Source organism: Streptomyces sp. NPDC001100 (assembly GCF_053598575.1).
Window position 1 is genome coordinate 83,561 of record NZ_JBSFKO010000029.1, and the last position, 16,590, is coordinate 100,150.

Below are 16,590 nucleotides of genomic sequence, written 5' to 3' on the forward strand. Positions count from 1 at the left end.
CCCCCCGAGACCTCTGAGAGCCGCCATGCCTCCCCTCGCCGCCCCCGACTTCCGGCTGCTCTTCGACTCCTCGCTGTCCCCGCTGCTGGTACTCAGCCCCGACTTCACCATCGTCGAGGTCAACCGCGCGTATCTCACGGCCACCCGTACGGAGCGCACGATCGTCGGTCGGCGGATCTTCGACGTCTTCCCCGACAACCCCGACGACCCCTCGGCGGACGGAGTCGCCAATCTGCGCCGCTCACTGGAGTCGGTGGTGGCCACGGGCCGCAAGGACACGATGGCCCTGCAGCGCTACGACATCCCGACCGGCGAGGCGGGCGCCTTCGCCGAGCGGTACTGGAGCCCGGTCAACTCCCCCGTCCTGGACGCCGAGGGACGCGTCACGCACATCATCCACCGGGTCGAGGACGTCACGGACTTCGTGCATCTGCGCCGGGTCGGCCGGGAGCAAGAACGGGCCGCCGCAGAGGCGCAGATGCGGGCCGAGGGCATGGAGATCGACCTGTTCGTCCGGGCCCGGGAGATCCGCGAGGTCAACGAGCAGCTGAGCCGCGCGAATGCCGAACTGGACGCGGCGGGAACGCAGTTGAGGGAGGAGCAGCGGGCCAAGGACCGGTTCATCGCCACGCTCTCGCACGAACTGCGCAACCCGCTCGCCGCGGCCTGCGCGGCCGTCGAACTGCTCGCGCTCGACCTGCCGGACGGCAACCTTCCCGCACTGGCCGTCCTGGAACGGCAGTTGGGCACGCTGGTGCGGATGAGCAACGATCTGCTCGACGGGACAAGGGCGTTGACCGGGCGCCTTGAGCTGGTGCCCGAGCGGGTCGACGTACGGTCCGTGGTCGAGGGCGCGTGCGCCGACATCCGGAGCCTGTTCGGGCACGAGGAGCGCAGACTCCAACTGACCTTGCCCGACGCGCCCGTCGTGGTCGACGGGGACCGGCTGCGGCTGGCACAGGTGCTGACGAACCTGCTGTCCAACTCCCTCAAGTACACCCCGCCCGGCGGGTGTACGGAGGTCCGGCTCACGGTCGAGGACGAACAGGTCCGGCTCGTCGTGCGGGACGACGGCATAGGTTTCGAACCCACCCAGGCCGAGGAGCTGTTCGGGGTGTTCATGCGGGCGGCACCGGCGGGCCCCAACACGCCGGAGGGTCTTGGCCTGGGCCTCGCGGTCGCCCGGACGGTGGTCGAACTGCACGGCGGACGGATCGGCGCGCACAGCGAGGGGCCCGGCAAAGGTGCGACGTTCACGGTCCTGCTGCCCCGCGCCGACGAGGCGGCCCCGGAACCGGCACGCCCGACCGCGCCACCCCGTGCCCGGCGCCGACTGGCCATCCTGATCGTGGAGGACAACGCCGACCTGGCCTCGACCTACCGCACCCTCCTGGAACGCCAGGGCCACCATGTCACCGCCGTGCACACCGGCGCCGACGCGCTCACCGCGACCGAGGCCGACGTCTTCGACGTGGTGCTGTGCGACCTGGGCCTGCCCGACACCGACGGCTACACGGTGGCTCGTACGCTGCGCGCCCGGCCGCACGGTGACCGGCCGCGGCTGATCGCGGTCTCCGGCTTCAGCCGGGGCACCGACCGCTCGCTGTCGCGGACGGCCGGCTTCGACGCCCACCTCGCCAAGCCGCTCCCGCTGACCGATCTGCTCGACCTGCTGGAGCGCCTGGATTGACATCCTCCCCGGCCTAGAGGCCGGGGATTCCCGTCTGCACCCAGCCGGTTGGCTGGCAGCTACGGGTGGGTTCCTGCTTCTTTCGCACCGGGGTGCGGGTTGCGCGCTGTGTCGGCACGGGTGCCGGTCTTACCTGCGCTCCACAGGCGTTTACGGTCTCCGCCTGTCCGGCGGCGACCTTGGATCCTTCGGTACGGATGTTGCGGGCCGCGTTGACGTCCCGGTCGTGGACGGTCCCGCAGCCCTGGCACGTCCACTCGCGGACGTCCAGCGGCTTCGGCCCGTCCTTGAATCCGCAGGCGGAGCACAGCCGCGAGGACGGGAAGAACCGGTCGACGCGGGTGAAGACGCGCCCGTAGCGGGCGGCCTTGTACTCCAGCATGCCGACGAACGTCGACCATCCGGCGTCGTGCACGGACTTGGCGAGGCGTGTGCGGGCGAGGCCCTTCACCGCGAGGTCCTCGACGTGCACCGCTTGGTTCTCGCGGATCAGCGTCGTGGACAGCTTGTGGTGAAAGTCCTTGCGCGCGTCGGCCGTGCGGGCGTGGGCCCGTGCGACCTTCACGACGGCCTTCTTGCGGTTTGCCGAGCCCTTGGTCTTGCGGGCGAGGCTCTGCTGCGCCTTGCGGAGCTTCTTCTCCGCGCGGCGGAAGAACTTCGGTGAGGCGATCTTCCGCCCGTCGCAGAGCACCGCGAAGTGCGTGAGGCCCAGGTCGATGCCCACCTCGCCCGTGGTCTCGGGCAGCACCTCCGAGGTGTCGGTCTCCACGACGAACGAGGCGAAGTGCCGGCCGCCCGCGTCCTTGACCACCGTCACCGTGGAGGGCATCGAAGCGAGGTTGCGGGACCACCTGACCTTGACATCGCCGATCTTCGGCAGGCGCAGCTTCCCACCCGGGGTGATCGACCAGCGGGCGTTCGCGGTGAAGCGGACCGCCTGCCGGTTGTCCCTGCGGGACTTGAAGCGCGGCGCGCCCATGCGCGGGCGCCTGCCCTTCAACCCGTCGAAGAAGTTCCGGTACGCGGTGTCCAGGTCGCGGAGGGACTGCTGGAGAACGACGGCGGAGACCTCGCCCAGCCAGGCCCGCTCGGACGTCCGCCTGGCGTCGGTGATGAGCGTCTTCGACAGGTCGCCGGTCTTCGGGAACGGCAGGCCGTCCCGGCGGGCGTCCTCCCGGGCCCGGAGAGCGTCGCTGTACACGACCCGCGCGCAGCCGAACGCCCGGCCCAGCGCGATGCGCTGGCCGGGGCCCGGCTCGATGCGGAAGGTGTATCTGAGCTGCATGATCCACACCGTACCATGTTGGTTTATGGCCGACATGCAGAACATTCGTGCAGGCAGGCACTGCATTTTCGCGCTCCACGCCCACTTGGTTTTCGTGACGAAATACCGGCACAAGGTGTTCACCGACCGGCACCTGACACGGCTCGAAGAGGTCATGCGCGCGGTGTGCGAGGACTTCGAGGTGGAGCTGGTCGAGTTCAACGGCGAGAACAACCACGTCCATCTCCTCGTGAACTTCCCGCCCAAGGTCGCTCTGTCCAAGCTCGTGAACAGCCTCAAGGGCGTCAGCTCGCGCAGGATGCGCCAGGAGTTCCCCGACCTCGTCCGGCACTACTACCGGGCCAACAAACTGTGGTCCGGCTCCTACTTCGCCGGGTCCGTGGGTGGTGCGCCCCTCAGCATCGTGAAGCAGTACATCGAGCAGCAGAACCGGCCGCTCTGACACGGGCTGAGGACAGCAGCGCGGATCCGTGCACACAGCTGAGGGCAGAGCAGTTCTCAGATTCGCTTCACCACCGCCCTAAAAGGCGGTGCACTGCGAATAGATCCGGTAGCGAGGCCGTAGCGAGGCGTCTTCCTCCTTCGCCCTGCCTGTGCTTGCCTGGGGAGCCGTTTTCCGGTGCCGGGGCGGGAGTCGCCGTATGCGGAAGCCGTGGATCGTGTGTGTGCTGCTGGCCGGAGTGCTGCTCGGCGCGTGCACGGACCCGGCGTCCGGGCCCGAGGTCGCCCCGCCGACCCCTTCGGTGCCGACCACCACCCATCGACAAGTCCCCGTCGTCCCGGTGAAGTCGGCGCCCGGCGTGCTGTATCTCGGGGACTCCCTCGCGATGGAGAGCCAGCGGGTGCTCGGGCAGGAACTCCGCGGCACGCTGGATGCGACGTACACGAGTGCCCCGTACTCGGGGACCACGCTGTGCGACTACCTGGAGGGCACCGGAGCGCGTTCCCTGGTACCGGACGGCGACAAGGCGGCGGCGCTGGTGCGCGCGCTGCACCCGGACTTCGTGGTGCTGCAGTTCTGGGGCAACGCGTGGGGCTACACGCCCTGCATGGACGGGATCACCTACGACGCCGACCGGCGGACGTATCTACGGCGGTACGCGTCCGACATCGGGAAGCTCACCGCACAGATCGCGACCGCCGGGGGCGCCCAACGCCCCACCGTCGTCTGGGTGTTGCAGGGTCCCGACCCGATCACGCCCGAGCGCGTCCGGGCGGTGAACGCGCTCTACCGGACGTCGGCCGGGTCCACGGGTGACGTCGTCGCCGACGCCGGCCGGACCGTGAGCGCGGCCGGCGCCCGCTACACCTGGACCCAGTACCTCCCGTGCACCGCCTTCGAGCGTGCCCACCCCGACTACTGCACCCAGCCGGGCAACGGCCGTACGACCCTGCACCGGGACGACGACTACCTGCACTTCTGTCTGGCACCGACGACCTCGACGCCGAGGCCGTGTCCGGTCCGCTCCCCCGGCATCCTGCGCATGGCCCGGGAGATCACCCGGGTGATCGGTTCCCAAGCTCGGTCTCGATCAGGCGGTTGAGGTGACGGCGGGCGTCCTCGGTGCTCAACGGGGGTGCCTGCCGCAGCCGTTGCAGGGCGAGGCCGTCGGCGAGGGCGGCGAAGCGGACCGTGAAGCCGTCGAGGTCGTCGGAGCGGAACTCGCCGTCGGCGACGCCCCGTTGGGCCAGGGCGCGGATCTGCTGGTGCCAGCTCTCGTACCGCCGGGCCTGACCGCTGCTGAAGGCCTCGTCGGTACCCTGTTCGCCCGCGTTCCAGTAGTCGAACCACATCCGCCAGTGCCGGTCGGTGTCCTCGGTGAACAGCGCGTCGACCAGCAGCCGCAGCGCCTCCGCCCCACTGGTCGCCTGCTCGGCGGCCTCGTGCAACTCGGCGTAGTAGCGCTCGATGTGCAGGACCATCGCCTCGGAGAGGATCTCCTGCACACTGCCGAAGTGGTAGGTGACGGTCCCGACGGAGACCCCTGCGGCCGCGGCCACGTCCCGCACGCCGACCGAGGCGTAGCCGCGTTCCGCTATCAGCGGGACGGCCGCCTCGACGATGAGCCGCCGGCGCACCTCGGTGGGCTGCCGGGTACGGTCGGCTGCGGCGACGGCACGACGCGGTGCCTTGGCGGCCTGCGAGGGCTTGGCGGCCGTCATCCCGACGTCCTCGGGGTGGTGCGGTGCCATGCGCGCTTGGCCACTGTCTCTCCGTTCGCCCGTGCTTCGACGCGACTGTCCATGACGAAGTCCGCGGCCGTGGCGCGCAGCTCCGTCCGCGCCATGATCTCAGCGTCGTAGCCGTCCCCGCGCCGCAACCGGATCCGCCACTCCGAGACGGCCCGCGCGGACAGCGGGTCGTCACTCCGGATCCGGTACGTCTCCCGCGCGCTCTCCTCGTAGCGCAGCCCGTCCGGATACGTCCGCGAGCCCCCGTAGTTGGGGTCGACCTCCAGCGTCCACTCCGCCCTGGCGACATCGTGCGTGACCAGCCGCTCGGGCGTCGGCTCGGCGGGCCGGTCGTAGGTCACGTCGAGCGGGACCGCCTGCTCGGGTTCCTCGAAGCGGATCGGCGGCTCCGATCCCCTTTCGCGCACGGGCAGTTGTACGGCGCTCTCGGCCGGGACGACCCGCAGCTCGCCGCGCTCGCCGTGCGGCCACACCCACGGCCAGTAGGTGTCGGAGACGGCGACCCGGAGCCGGTGGCCGGGCGGGATCGCGTAGCCGATGCCCGTCAGCTCGAACTCGACGTCCTCGTACGTTCCCGGTGTCCACTCGACGGCCCGGTCCCGGCCATGCCTGCTCAGCAGGTTGAGCACGCCCCGGGTGACGAGCGTGGACGAGCCGTCCGGGGCGACGTCGCAGAGGCGGGCGACGACATGGGCGCGCGGGACGGCGCTGTCGAGGCGGAGCCGGATGCGCGGCCGGCCGAGGATCTCGACGCGTTCGGTGAGTGGTTCGGAGTCGAAGCAGACCGAACGGCCGTCCTCCTCCCGCTGGTCCGGCGGCAGGTCGCTCGCGTTGCCGAAGGGGAAGAAGCGCCCGGCGTCGAGGCCGGTGTGCTGCGGGGAGCGCACGAGGACGGGGGCAGCGCCTGCACCGAGCGGTCTCGCGTCCCACCTCACCTTCGGGCTGGGCCAGTTGGCGTCTCCCACCCAACGGCCCGGCAGTACGTCGTACGACGTCGCCGGCGGAACCGGGTCGGTGATCCAGGCCCGCAGCAGGGGCTCCTCCATCGCGCCCGTGTCGATGCCCTTGAGGTGCTGGTCCCACCAGCGCAGGGTCTCCTGGAGGAAGCCGATGGCCGGGCCGGGCGGCAGACCGCGGTCGGGGTACTGGTGCGACCAGGGTCCGACGATTCCCCGGACGCGGTCGCCGGGCAGGTGCTCGACGAGCCGGAGCACGGTGTCCCGGTACGGGTCGTTCCAGCCGCCGACCGCGAGGACGGCCGCGTCGATCGCGGTGTAGTCCTCGCAGACGCTGCCGTGCTTCCAGTAGTCGTCGCGCTGTTGGTGGTCGAGCCAGGTGTGCAGGAAGGGTTCGAGGGCGTCGAGCCGTTCGCGCCACATCGGCAGCCAGCGGTCCTCGCCTACGCTCGCCGGGTCCGGCGGCCGGGCGGCGAAGGCGAGCATGGTGCCGGCCCAGGCGAGCATGTCGATGCCGAGGACGGCGCCGCCCGTGTAGTGGACGTCGTTGTCGTAGCGGTCGTCGGTGGAGCAGACGGTGACGATCGCCTTGAGCGGTTCGGGGGCGAGGGCGGCGATCTGGAGGGCGTTGAAACCGCCCCAGGAGATCCCGAACATGCCCACCTTGCCGGTGCACCAGGGCTGGGCGGCAAGCCAGTTGACGACGTCCACACCGTCCGCGAGTTCCTGCGCGTCGTACTCGTCGCCGGGCAGGCCCTCGCTGTCACCGTGCCCACGGATGTCCACGCGGACGGAGGCGTAGCCGTGGCCCGCGTACCACGGGTGGCGCTGGGCGTCGCGGGGTGCGGTCCAGTCGCTCTTGCGGTACGGGAGGTATTCGAGCAGCGCGGGCACGGGGTCCGACTCGGCGTCATCGGGCCGCCAGATGCGGGCGTGCAGCCGGGTCCTTCCGTCCCGGGTGGGGATCCAGACGTCCTCGCGGACGACCTGGCGCTCGAACTGCTCGCGGTACTTCACGAAACTCCTTCCGCCACGGGGGCGTTGAGGGGGCGCCAGCGTCGGACGCGGTGGCCGTCGGCGCCGTGGTCGGTCCAGATGTCGTCGCCGTCCGCCGCGTCGGCCCAGTCGGCGGTGTCGTCGACGTAGGGCTGGGCGTCGGGGTCGGGTTCGAGGGCGGCGGCCATGAGCTGGCGGGTGTAGGGGTGGCGGGGCTCGGCGAACACGGCTTCCGTCGGGCCCTCTTCGACCACGACTCCGTGCCGCAGGACCACGACCCGGTCCGCGATGCCCCGTACGACGGCCAGGTCGTGGCTGATGAACAGGCAGGCGAGGTCGCGTTCGCGGCGGAGGTCGTCGAGGAGGCGGAGTACGTCCGCCTGGACCGAGACATCCAGGGCGGTGGTGATCTCGTCGGCGATCAGCACGTCCGGCTCGCCCGCCAACGCCCGTGCGATACCGATGCGTTGACGCTGGCCGCCGGAGAGCTGCGCGGGGAGGCGGTCGGCGAGGGCCGGGTCGAGCCGTACGTCGGCGATGAGCTGTCGGGCCCGCTCGGCCGCCTCCGTGCGGTCGGTCGCCGTGCCGAAGAAGCGCAGGGGGTGGCGGACCGCGTCGCCCACGGAGCGGCGGGGGTTGAGCGAGGTGTCCGCGTTCTGGAAGACGAGCTGTACCCGGCGGCGCAGGGACAGCGGCCGTTGCTGCGCCGGACGGGTCAGGTCGCCGTCCTCGTGGCGCATGGTGCCGCCGGAGGGGGTGTGCAGTCCGGCCAGGGTCCACGCGAGGGTGGACTTGCCGCTGCCCGACTCGCCTACGAGGGCGAGGACTTCGCCGCGCCGGACGTCGAAGGAGACGCCGTGCACGGCACGCGTACTGCCGTAGTCGATGGTGACGTCCTGCGCGGAGACGGCCACCGGGGCGTCGGCGGGCACCTCGGCCTTCGGCCTGACCTCCCGCTCCCCCGCCTCGCCGACGACGGCGAGCCCTGTGTCGTCGAGGCGCGGCACGCTCGCCAACAGGCGGCGGGTGTACGGGTCTTGGGGCTGGGCGAAGAGCTGTCTGGTGGGCGCCGATTCGACCACCCGGCCCGACCGCAGGACGGTCACCTCGTCGGCCATGTGGGCGACGACGCCGAGGTCGTGGCTCACCAGCACGGCGGCCAGGCCGAGTTCGTCGCTCAGGGCGGCGATCAGGTCGAGGACGCTGCGCTGGGTGACGACGTCAAGGCCGGTCGTCGGTTCGTCGAGGACCAGGACCTTGGGGCGGGCCGCGATGGCCATGGCGATGGCGACGCGCTGCTGCTGGCCGCCGGAGAGTTCGTGGGGATAGCGCCGGGCCAGCTCGGCGGGGTGCGGCAGCCGCACCTGTGCGAGGAGTTCCACGACGGGGACCTCGCCGCCGGCCTCCGCGATCTGGCGGCCGATGCGCATGGAGGGGGTGAGGGCATGGCCGGCGTTCTGGCCGACCATCGCGACCGTGCCGCCGCGCAGTCGCCGCAACTCCCGTGCGGGCAGGGCGAATACGTCGGCGCCGGACACCTCCACCGATCCGCCGGTGATCCGCGAGCCGTGGCGCAGATGCCCGAGCAGGGTCGCGGCGACGGTCGACTTGCCGCTGCCGGATTCCCCGACGAGAGCGTGCGTCCGCCCCTCGGTGACCTCAAGGGACACCTCGTGCACGACGGGCACGTCCCGGCCGCCCGAACGGTAGGCCACGGACAGGGAGTTGACGGAAACGATCGGGGTCATCAGGAGCCCTCCCTGATCCGGTCGACGCCCCACGCCTTGGACAGGCCGTCGGCCGCGAGGTTGAGCCCGACCACGAGGGTGGCCAGGGCGATGATGGGAGCGATGCTCGCCATCGGGACGACGGTGATGGCGGTGCGGTTCTCGGCGACCATCAGTCCCCAGTCGGGAGTCGGCGGGTCGGCGCCGAAGCCGAGGAAGGACAGCGAGGAGATCAGCAGGACGACCCAGGAGGCCCGCATCGCGAACTCCACGCACACCACGTCCGTGATGTTCGGCAGGATCTCCCGGCGCAGGATGGACCAGGTGCTCTCCCCGCGGGCGCGGGCCGCGGTCACGTAGTCGGCCGGGACGACCGCGAGGGCGGCGCCGCGCACGACGCGGACGACCTGCGGGACGAAGACGATCGCGACGGCGAGGACGATGACGGCAGGGCCGGTGCCGAGGGCGGTCACCACGACGAGCAGGGCGAGGATCGACGGGACGGACAGGACCGCGTCCAGGACCCGGCCCAGCACGTCGTCGAACCAGCCGCCGCGCAGTGCCGCCGCGCAGCCGATGACCGTGCCGAGGGCGACGGTGAGGAGGGTGGCGGCGAGGGAGACGCCGAGGGCGTACCGGCCGCCGTAGAGGACGCGGGCGAGGACGTCGCGGCCGTACTGGTCGGTGCCGGCCCAGTGGCTCCAACTGGAGCCGAGCAGGGCGTGGTCGGCGTCGTTCGCGATCGGGTCGTAGGAGGTGAGGAGCGGGGCCAGCAGGGCGATCACGACGTGTACGGCGACGATCGCGAGGCCGACGAGCGCCGTGCGGGAGGTACTCAGGGTGCGCCAGGCGCGGGTGCCGCGTGCGGCCAGGGTCGGGGTGGTGGCGAGCGTGGTCATCGGGTCCTCCCTCGGGTGCGGAGCCTGGGGTTGAGGGCCATGGTGGCCAGGTCGGCGGCGAGGTTGCAGACGACGTAGACGACCGCGCTGATCAGGGCGATGGCCTGGATGGTGGGCAGGTCGCGGTTCTGCACGGAGGAGAGGATCAGCTTGCCGATGCCCGGGTAGTTGAAGACGTTCTCGACGACGGCGACCCCGCCGACGAGCCAGGCCACGTTGAGCGCGATGACGTGCAGGGTGGGCAGCAGGGCGCTCGGCAGGGCGTGCCGGGTGACGACCCGCCAGGTGGAGAGGCCCTTGAGGCGGGCGGTGGTGACGTACTCGGTGGCCATCACGTCGATGACCGAGGTGCGGGCCATGCGGACGATGTACGCGGCCATCACCACGGCGAGGGCGAGGGCGGGAAGCCATACGGCGGGCAGGAGTTGGGCGACCGAGGCGTCCGGGCCGTAGAGGACGACCGCCGGGAACCACGGGAGGGCGACCGAGAAGCACAGGACCAGGACGGTCGCGACGACGAACTCGGGGACGCTCATGCCGACGAGGCTGACGGTGGAGATGACGTGGTCGGGCCAGCGGTCGCGGTACAGGCCCGCGAGGATGCCCAGGACGATCGAGCCGGTGACCGCGAAGAGGACGGTGACGAGGGCGATCAGGGCGGAGTTGGCGAGGTACATGGACACCTCGCCGCCAACTGCCTTGCCGGAGACAAGAGATGTGCCGAAGTCGCCGTGCAGGGCGCCGCCCACCCAGTCGACGTACCGCTCCCAGGCGGGCTTGTCGAGTTTCAGTTTCTCGCGCAGGGCCGCCACCGCGTCCGGGGTCGCGTCCTTGCCGAGGATCTGCGTGGCGACGTCGCCGGGCAGGGCCTGGACGGCGAGGAAGACGAGGACGGAGGAGAGGAAGAGGGTGCCGACTGCCGCCGCGATACGGCGGGTTATGAAGGAGAGCATGGTCAGGCTCCCTTCAGGCCGATGCCCAGGTAGTCGAACTCGAAGCCGTGCTCGGCGTATCCGCGTACCTTGCGGGAGATGCCGACGAGCCGGTCGGCGAACATCGGGGTCATCGCCCCGCCCTTCTCGATCACCAACGTCTGTGCCTCGCCGTACAGTTCGCGCCGCTTGGTGTCGTCGAGCTCGGCGCGGGCCCGGTCGAGGACCGCGTCGAAACCCTTGTCGGACCAGGCGGTCTCGTTGTACGAGGAGCCGCTGCGGAAGATCTGGGTGAAGAGCTGGTCGACGGGCCGGCCTGTGAACCAGTAGGTGGCCATCAGCGGCTTCTTCATCCAGATCTGCGTGTAGTAGGAGTCCGCGGAGGCCGTCTTGACCTTGATGCGGATGCCGGCCCGTTTCGCGGAGTCCTGGTAGGCGAGCGCCATCGGCGTGAACAACGGGTCGTAGGAGGAGGTGTAGAGGTCCATCGCCAGGCCCTCGTGGCCCGCCTGCTTGAGCAGGTACTTCGCCTTTTCCGGGTCGTGCTTGGGGTGGGCGGAGATGTACGCCGGGTCGCTCGGCGGCACCGGGTTGTCCCAGCCCGCCGTGCCCGCGCCCTGGAGGGCGACCTGCACGACGTGCTCGGGGTCGTAGGCGAGCTTCATGGCCTGGCGGACCCGGACGTCGGTGAAGGGCTTCTCGGTGGTGAGCATCGGGAGGACGTACCACTGGGCGTTCTTCACGCGGGCGATGGTGGCGCGGTCCGAGGCGGCGACCACGCGGGCGGTCGCGAAGTCGAGGTTGGTCTGGGAGAGCAGGTCGACCTGTCCAGCCAGCAGGGCGTTCGAGCGGGCCGACATGTCGGCGACCGAGTAGAAGTCGATCGCGTCGAGGACGGGGCGGCCCGCCCAGTGGTCCGCGTACGCGGTGACGCGGCCGGGGCCCGCCGGGGCGAACGACTCCAGCTTGAAGGGGCCGGTGCCGATGCCGGTGCGGCCGACGGACTTCGCGCTGCCGTCCGGGATGACGTAGCAGTTGTAGTGCGTCAGCAGGCTCGGGAACTCGGCGTTCGGGGTCTTGAGGGGGACGACGAGGGTGTGGGCGTCGGGTGTGCCCAGCTTCGCCGGGTCGATGAGCGGGGCGAGGACCGCGGCCTGCGGGGACGCCGTCGCCTTGTCGAGGATGTGGCGGAGTGTGTAGGCGGCGTCCGCGGAGGTGAAGGCGCGGCCGTTGTGGAAGGCGACGCCCTTGCGGAGGCGGAAGGTCCAGGTGCGGGCCTTGGCGTCGGGTTCCCAGGACTCGGCGAGGTCGGGAGCCAGCTCGCCGTTCGTGCCGATGCGGACGAGCCGGTTGTAGAGGGCGCCCAGGTATTCGTACGCGGACAGTGAGCTGGCGGGGTCGAGGGTCTCGGCGTCGGAGGCGGGCGGCCGGGCGATGCGCAGGGTGCCGCCGCGGTCGGGGGCGCCCTTCGCGGCGGCGGCCGGCAGGACGGGGGCGGCCTCCGCCCCGGCACAGCCGGTCAGCAGCCAGGACCCGCCGAGTGCCGCCGCCGAGGCGAGGCCCGCGGTGAGCACCGAGCGGCGGCCCGGGTGGTGGATGTCGGACATGTACCGACCGTCCTTGTCGCTATTCGCCCAGCTATTCGTTCAGCCGAACGATTGAGTGAAGTGCGTGAACGATAACGAGGCGATGGTTTCCCGCCAACCCTTTGGGCGCGGAAATTAACGTCCGAAACGCACTGGTTACCAGGAGGCGTCGCGCAGGGGGCGGCTCGGCCGGTGACGGACCGGCTCAGCCGGTGGTCTCGCGGGCCCGGGGCAGCAGCGCCCGCTCCGCGAGGACGACGGCGTGGAAGAGCAGCACGCTCATGGCGCTGAGCAGGGCCATCGCGGCGAATGCGAGGGGTGTGTCGGCGTTGTCGCCGGAGGCCACGATGACGTAGCCGAGGCCCTGGTCGCCGCCCGCGAACTCGCCGACGACGGCCAGGGGCACCCCGAGGCGCAGGCCGGTGAAGACCTGGGGCAGGGCCCAGGGGATACGGAACTTGCGGTACGTCTGCCAGCGGGACGCGGTGAGGGAGCGGGCCGGCTCGGTCAGCTCCAGCGGGACCGAGGTCAGCCCGGCCATGGTCGAGACGACCACCGGGAACCAGGCGAGCAGGGCCACCATGAACACCTTCGGGGCCGTGCCGAAGCCGAGCCAGACCACGAGAAGCGGTGCCACCGCGATCTTCGGTACGGCGTTGACGGCGACCAGCAACGGCATGACGGCGCGCTCCACGCCCCGGGACGCGGTGAGCAGTACGGCGGTCACGAGTCCCGCGCCGACGGCCGGGCCGAAGCCGACGGCCGTCTCGGTGAACGTCTGCCAGGTCTGGCGGAGCAGGTAGCCGGGCAGTCGGCCGAAGGCGTCGACGACGTCGGGGGGTGCGGGCAGCAGGAAGGGACGGATAAGGAGTTCGCACATCGGCGCGGCCGTGTCGAAGCGCTTCAGGGCATCGATCTGGAGGCCGGTGACGGCGAGTTCGTGGCGGTCGTCGGGCGTTCCGGCAGCGGGAAGTCGACGCTGCTGCGGCTGATCGCCGGGCTGGCGGTGCCGACCCGGGGCGAGGTCCTCATGGGCGGCCGTGCCGTCACCGGGCCGCGCGGCGACTGCGCCGTCCTCTTCCAGCGGCCGGCCCGGCTGCCGTGGCGGTCGGTGCTGGACGATGTGCTGCTGCCTGCGGAGATCTCGGGCGACCGGCGCGACGGCTCGCGCAAACGGGCGCTGGGGCTGATCGAGGCGACGGGTCTCGACGGCTTCCAGCGGCGCCTGCCGCGCGAGCTGTCCGGCGGGATGCAGCAGCGGGTGGCGCCGTGCCGGTCGCTGATGCAGCGGCCCCCGGGTGCTGCTGGTGGACGAGCCGTTCTCCGCGCTCGACGCGCTCACCCGGGACGAGTTGTGCGCCGAGTTGCAGCGCACGCACCGCGAGCGTCCGTCCACCGTCGTCCTCGTCACCCACTCCGTCGACGAGGCGGTCATGCTGGCCGACCGGGTGGTGGTGCTCACGCCCCGCCCCGGCCGGATCCGTACGGTCCTCGACATCACGCTCCCCCGGCCGCGCACCCGCGCCAGGGCCGAGCAGGCGGAGCAACTGGCCAGGCGGGCGGCCGAGTTGCACGCCCTGCTGCTGGACAGCGACACCTGACCGCCGGCCCCGTTCCCGTCCTCACCGTCAACTGCCGCCCCTCCACGCCCTGTTGACATCACCCAGCGGGCGCCTAGCGTGTCCAGCGCACAGCATGTCGCACGACCTTCGGGATTTCGAACCGGAGTGGAGCGGTGGAGGGACACCGCCGCTCCGACTCCCCACTCCTCGACATGCGAAGGACATCGGTGATGACCCCACCCCTGGGCAGACGTCAGTTGCTCGCGGCCGCAGGTGCCACCTCGGCCGCCCTCACCCTCACCGGCACGGACGGCACGGCGTACGCCGCCACGGACCGCGCCGCCGCCGAACCCACCGCGGTGCGCGCCTTTGCGCTCACCGCCGTGACCCTGCTGGACGGACCGTTCCGGGACAACCAGCGCCGCAACTCGGCCTATCTGCGCTTCGTCGACCTCGACCGGCTGCTGCACACCTTCCGGACCAACGTCCGCCTGCCCAGCACCGCCCAGCCCTGCGGCGGCTGGGAGGGGCCCGACGTGGAACTGCGCGGCCACTCCACCGGCCATCTGCTCTCCGGACTCGCGCTCGCGTACGCCAACACCGGTGACACCGTCCTGCGCGACAAGGGCCGCACCCTGGTCGCCGAGCTGGCGAAGTGTCAGGCGGCCTCGCCCGCCGCGGGTTTCCGCACCGGCTATCTGTCCGCGTTCCCGGAGAGCTTCTTCGACCGGCTGGAGGCCGGGACCGGGGTGTGGGCGCCGTACTACACGATCCACAAGATCATGGCGGGACTGGTCGAGCAGTACCGGCTGACCGGGAACGAGCAGGCCCTCGACGTGGTGCTGCGGCAGGCGCGCTGGGTCGGCGCGCGCACCGCGGGGCTGTCGTACGAGCGGATGCAGCGGGTGCTGGAGACCGAGTTCGGCGGGATGAACGACGTGCTCGCCGATCTGCACGCCCTCACCGGCGACACCGCCTGGCTCGATGTCGCCGAACGCTTCACGCACGCCCGGGTGTTCGATCCGCTGGCGCAGGGCGAGGACCGACTCGCCGGGCTGCACGCCAACACGCAGATCCCGAAGATGGTCGGGGCGCTGCGGCTGTGGGAGGAGGGGCTGCCCGAGCGGTACCGCACGATCGCCGCGAACTTCTGGGAGATCGTCACCGGCCACCACTCGTATGTCATCGGCGGCAACAGCAACGGCGAGGCGTTCCACGAACCGGACGTGGTGGCAGGGCAGTTGTCGGACAACACCTGCGAGAACTGCAACAGCTACAACATGCTCAAGCTGACCCGGCTGCTGCACTTCCACGCCCCGGACCGCGTCGACCTGCTCGACTTCTACGAACGGGCCTTGTTCAACCAGCTGTTGGGCGAGCAGGACCCGGACTCCGAGCACGGCTTCAACATCTACTACACCGGTCTGGCGCCGGGCTCGTTCAAGCGCCAGCCGTCCTTCATGGGCGCGGATCCGAACGTGTACTCCACGGACTACGACAACTTCTCCTGCGACCACGGCACCGGCATGGAGACACACGCCAAGCTCGCCGACACGGTCTACACGCACGACGAACACGCCCTGCTGGTCAATCTGTTCGTGCCGTCCCAGGTCGTCTGGCGCGAGCGGGGCATCACCTGGCGGCAGACCACCGGCTTCCCCGACCGCTCCACCACCACCCTGACGGTCATCGCCGGCCGGTCCGCACACCGGCTGCGCGTCCGCGTCCCGTCCTGGGCCTGTGGCGCCCGCGCCGCCCTCAACGGCCGTGCGCTACCAGACCGTCCGAAGCCGGGCACCTGGCTCACCCTGGAGCGGACCTGGCGCGCCGGCGACCGCGTCGAGGTGTCCCTGCCGATGCGTACGGTCGTGGAGCCGACCCCCGACGACCCCGATGTGCAGGCCGTGCTGCACGGTCCGGTCGTGCTGGCCGGGGCGTTCGGCGACCGGGCCGACCCGTGGCTGTCACGCCTGGACGTCGACTCCGTACGCCAGGAGTCCTCGAACCCCCTGCGCTTCACCGCCCGCGCGGACGACACGGACGTGACCCTGCTGCCGATCGCCCGCGTCCACCACCAGCACTACTCGGTGTACTGGCTGACCGGCGAACCCCCGCCCCCGCCCCCGGAGTTCGCCGCCTGGCAGCGCTTCGACGAGACCTCGGGCACCACGGCCTCCGACGCGACGGGCAACGGCCGTACGGCCCGACTGGCAGGCGGAGCGGCGTGGTTGGCGGACGGCCGGCTCGGTGGCGCGGTCGCCCTCGACGGCGTCGACGGTCATGTCGCCCTCGCCGAGGACCTGTTGGCGGGTGCGTCGGCGTACTCGCTCGCGACGTGGGTCCGGCTGGACGGTCGCCCCGGCGCCTGGAGCCGGATCTTCGACCTCGGCACCGGCGTCACCGCCAACCTGTTCCTGACCCCGCTGAGCGGTGACGGCACCCTGCGGTACGCGATCACCGCGGGCGGGGCGGGCGCCGAGCAGCGCATCGACGCCGAGCCGCTGCCCACCGACCGCTGGGTGCATGTGGCGGTGTCCTACGGCGACGGGACCGCCGTCCTGTACGTGGACGGCGCAGAAGCCGGCCGGAACACCGCCGTCACCGTGGAGCCGCGCCGCTTCGGCAACCACGTCCGGGCCGGATACGTCGGCCGGTCGCAGTACGCCGACCCGTACCTGAAGGGCGCGGTCGACGACTTCCGGGTCTACGGCAGGGCGCTGGGCGCCGCCGAGGTGGCGACGCTGGCGCAGCCTGCGTAGCCGGG

The 16,590-nt window shown here is 71.3% G+C and carries 13 protein-coding genes and 1 pseudogene; 6 read left to right on the plus strand and 8 right to left on the minus strand.

Features of this window, described 5'->3' with window-relative positions; translation table 11 throughout:
* The first annotated feature begins 25 nt into the window (after nt 1-25).
* Nucleotides 26-1,690: an ATP-binding protein gene (locus tag ACWDEW_RS33815; protein WP_450517910.1), complete on the plus strand. Its 1,665-nt coding sequence runs from the start codon at nt 26-28 to the stop codon at nt 1,688-1,690.
* Between the two features lie 13 nt (nt 1,691-1,703).
* Here ACWDEW_RS33815 and ACWDEW_RS33820 read toward each other — a convergent pair whose 3' ends face one another.
* Entirely contained in the window at nt 1,704-2,975 is a 1,272-nt protein-coding gene (locus tag ACWDEW_RS33820; RefSeq protein WP_450517912.1) for an RNA-guided endonuclease InsQ/TnpB family protein, read from the minus strand.
* A gap of 25 nt (nt 2,976-3,000) precedes the next feature.
* Between ACWDEW_RS33820 and tnpA the strand changes: the two genes are divergently transcribed.
* Nucleotides 3,001-3,417 (plus strand): IS200/IS605 family transposase, encoded by a 417-nt coding sequence (gene tnpA / locus ACWDEW_RS33825; protein WP_450517914.1) that lies wholly within the window; start codon nt 3,001-3,003, stop codon nt 3,415-3,417.
* 199 nt (nt 3,418-3,616) lie between these two features.
* Nucleotides 3,617-4,519 carry an SGNH/GDSL hydrolase family protein gene (locus ACWDEW_RS33830; RefSeq protein ID WP_450517916.1) on the plus strand — a complete coding sequence of 301 codons (903 nt, stop codon included), beginning with the start codon at nt 3,617-3,619 and terminating at the stop codon, nt 4,517-4,519.
* On the opposite strand, the gene ACWDEW_RS33835 is transcribed toward ACWDEW_RS33830, so the two are convergent.
* The 7 genes from ACWDEW_RS33835 to ACWDEW_RS33865 form a co-directional block, all read right to left on the minus strand.
* Nucleotides 4,473-5,168 (minus strand): TetR/AcrR family transcriptional regulator, encoded by a 696-nt coding sequence (locus ACWDEW_RS33835; protein WP_450517918.1) that lies wholly within the window; start codon nt 5,166-5,168, stop codon nt 4,473-4,475. The two genes, ACWDEW_RS33830 and ACWDEW_RS33835, sit on opposite strands and share 47 nt — an antisense overlap.
* A complete protein-coding gene (locus tag ACWDEW_RS33840; protein ID WP_450517920.1) occupies nt 5,135-7,141 on the minus strand; it encodes a CocE/NonD family hydrolase in 2,007 nt (668 codons plus the stop codon). The genes ACWDEW_RS33835 and ACWDEW_RS33840 overlap by 34 nt, the downstream gene beginning before the upstream one ends.
* Nucleotides 7,138-8,868 (minus strand): dipeptide ABC transporter ATP-binding protein, encoded by a 1,731-nt coding sequence (locus ACWDEW_RS33845; protein WP_450517922.1) that lies wholly within the window; start codon nt 8,866-8,868, stop codon nt 7,138-7,140. Before ACWDEW_RS33845 ends, ACWDEW_RS33840 begins: the two co-directional genes overlap by 4 nt.
* Nucleotides 8,868-9,746: an ABC transporter permease gene (locus ACWDEW_RS33850; protein WP_450517924.1), complete on the minus strand. Its 879-nt coding sequence runs from the start codon at nt 9,744-9,746 to the stop codon at nt 8,868-8,870. Before ACWDEW_RS33850 ends, ACWDEW_RS33845 begins: the two co-directional genes overlap by 1 nt.
* Nucleotides 9,743-10,699, minus strand: coding sequence for an ABC transporter permease (locus ACWDEW_RS33855; protein ID WP_450517925.1), 957 nt, complete (start codon nt 10,697-10,699; stop codon nt 9,743-9,745). The genes ACWDEW_RS33850 and ACWDEW_RS33855 overlap by 4 nt, the downstream gene beginning before the upstream one ends.
* A gap of 2 nt (nt 10,700-10,701) precedes the next feature.
* Nucleotides 10,702-12,285, minus strand: coding sequence for an ABC transporter substrate-binding protein (locus ACWDEW_RS33860; RefSeq protein WP_450517927.1), 1,584 nt, complete (start codon nt 12,283-12,285; stop codon nt 10,702-10,704).
* A gap of 184 nt (nt 12,286-12,469) precedes the next feature.
* Nucleotides 12,470-13,144: an ABC transporter permease gene (locus tag ACWDEW_RS33865; RefSeq protein ID WP_450517929.1), complete on the minus strand. Its 675-nt coding sequence runs from the start codon at nt 13,142-13,144 to the stop codon at nt 12,470-12,472.
* 60 nt (nt 13,145-13,204) lie between these two features.
* On the opposite strand from ACWDEW_RS33865, the pseudogene ACWDEW_RS33870 reads away from it, so the two are divergent.
* The 3 genes and pseudogenes from ACWDEW_RS33870 to ACWDEW_RS33880 all read left to right on the plus strand — a co-directional run.
* Nucleotides 13,205-13,498: pseudogene (locus ACWDEW_RS33870) on the plus strand (ATP-binding cassette domain-containing protein); the annotation flags it as partial.
* A 73-nt stretch (nt 13,499-13,571) separates the two neighbouring features.
* Nucleotides 13,572-13,865 (plus strand): hypothetical protein, encoded by a 294-nt coding sequence (locus ACWDEW_RS33875; RefSeq protein ID WP_450518003.1) that lies wholly within the window; start codon nt 13,572-13,574, stop codon nt 13,863-13,865.
* Between the two features lie 191 nt (nt 13,866-14,056).
* A complete protein-coding gene (locus tag ACWDEW_RS33880) occupies nt 14,057-16,585 on the plus strand; it encodes a beta-L-arabinofuranosidase domain-containing protein (RefSeq protein ID WP_450517931.1) in 2,529 nt (842 codons plus the stop codon).
* Nucleotides 16,586-16,590 lie beyond the last annotated feature (5 nt).

Coding starts and splice junctions, on each gene's coding strand:
- ACWDEW_RS33815 (WP_450517910.1), top strand. CDS start 26: ATGCCTCCCCTCGCCGCCCCCGACTTCCGGCTGCTCTTCGACTCCTCG.
- ACWDEW_RS33820 (WP_450517912.1), bottom strand. CDS start 2,975: ATGCAGCTCAGATACACCTTCCGCATCGAGCCGGGCCCCGGCCAGCGC.
- tnpA (WP_450517914.1), top strand. CDS start 3,001: ATGGCCGACATGCAGAACATTCGTGCAGGCAGGCACTGCATTTTCGCG.
- ACWDEW_RS33830 (WP_450517916.1), top strand. CDS start 3,617: ATGCGGAAGCCGTGGATCGTGTGTGTGCTGCTGGCCGGAGTGCTGCTC.
- ACWDEW_RS33835 (WP_450517918.1), bottom strand. CDS start 5,168: ATGGCACCGCACCACCCCGAGGACGTCGGGATGACGGCCGCCAAGCCC.
- ACWDEW_RS33845 (WP_450517922.1), bottom strand. CDS start 8,868: ATGACCCCGATCGTTTCCGTCAACTCCCTGTCCGTGGCCTACCGTTCG.
- ACWDEW_RS33850 (WP_450517924.1), bottom strand. CDS start 9,746: ATGACCACGCTCGCCACCACCCCGACCCTGGCCGCACGCGGCACCCGC.
- ACWDEW_RS33855 (WP_450517925.1), bottom strand. CDS start 10,699: ATGCTCTCCTTCATAACCCGCCGTATCGCGGCGGCAGTCGGCACCCTC.
- ACWDEW_RS33860 (WP_450517927.1), bottom strand. CDS start 12,285: ATGTCCGACATCCACCACCCGGGCCGCCGCTCGGTGCTCACCGCGGGC.
- ACWDEW_RS33865 (WP_450517929.1), bottom strand. CDS start 13,144: ATGTGCGAACTCCTTATCCGTCCCTTCCTGCTGCCCGCACCCCCCGAC.
- ACWDEW_RS33880 (WP_450517931.1), top strand. CDS start 14,057: ATGACCCCACCCCTGGGCAGACGTCAGTTGCTCGCGGCCGCAGGTGCC.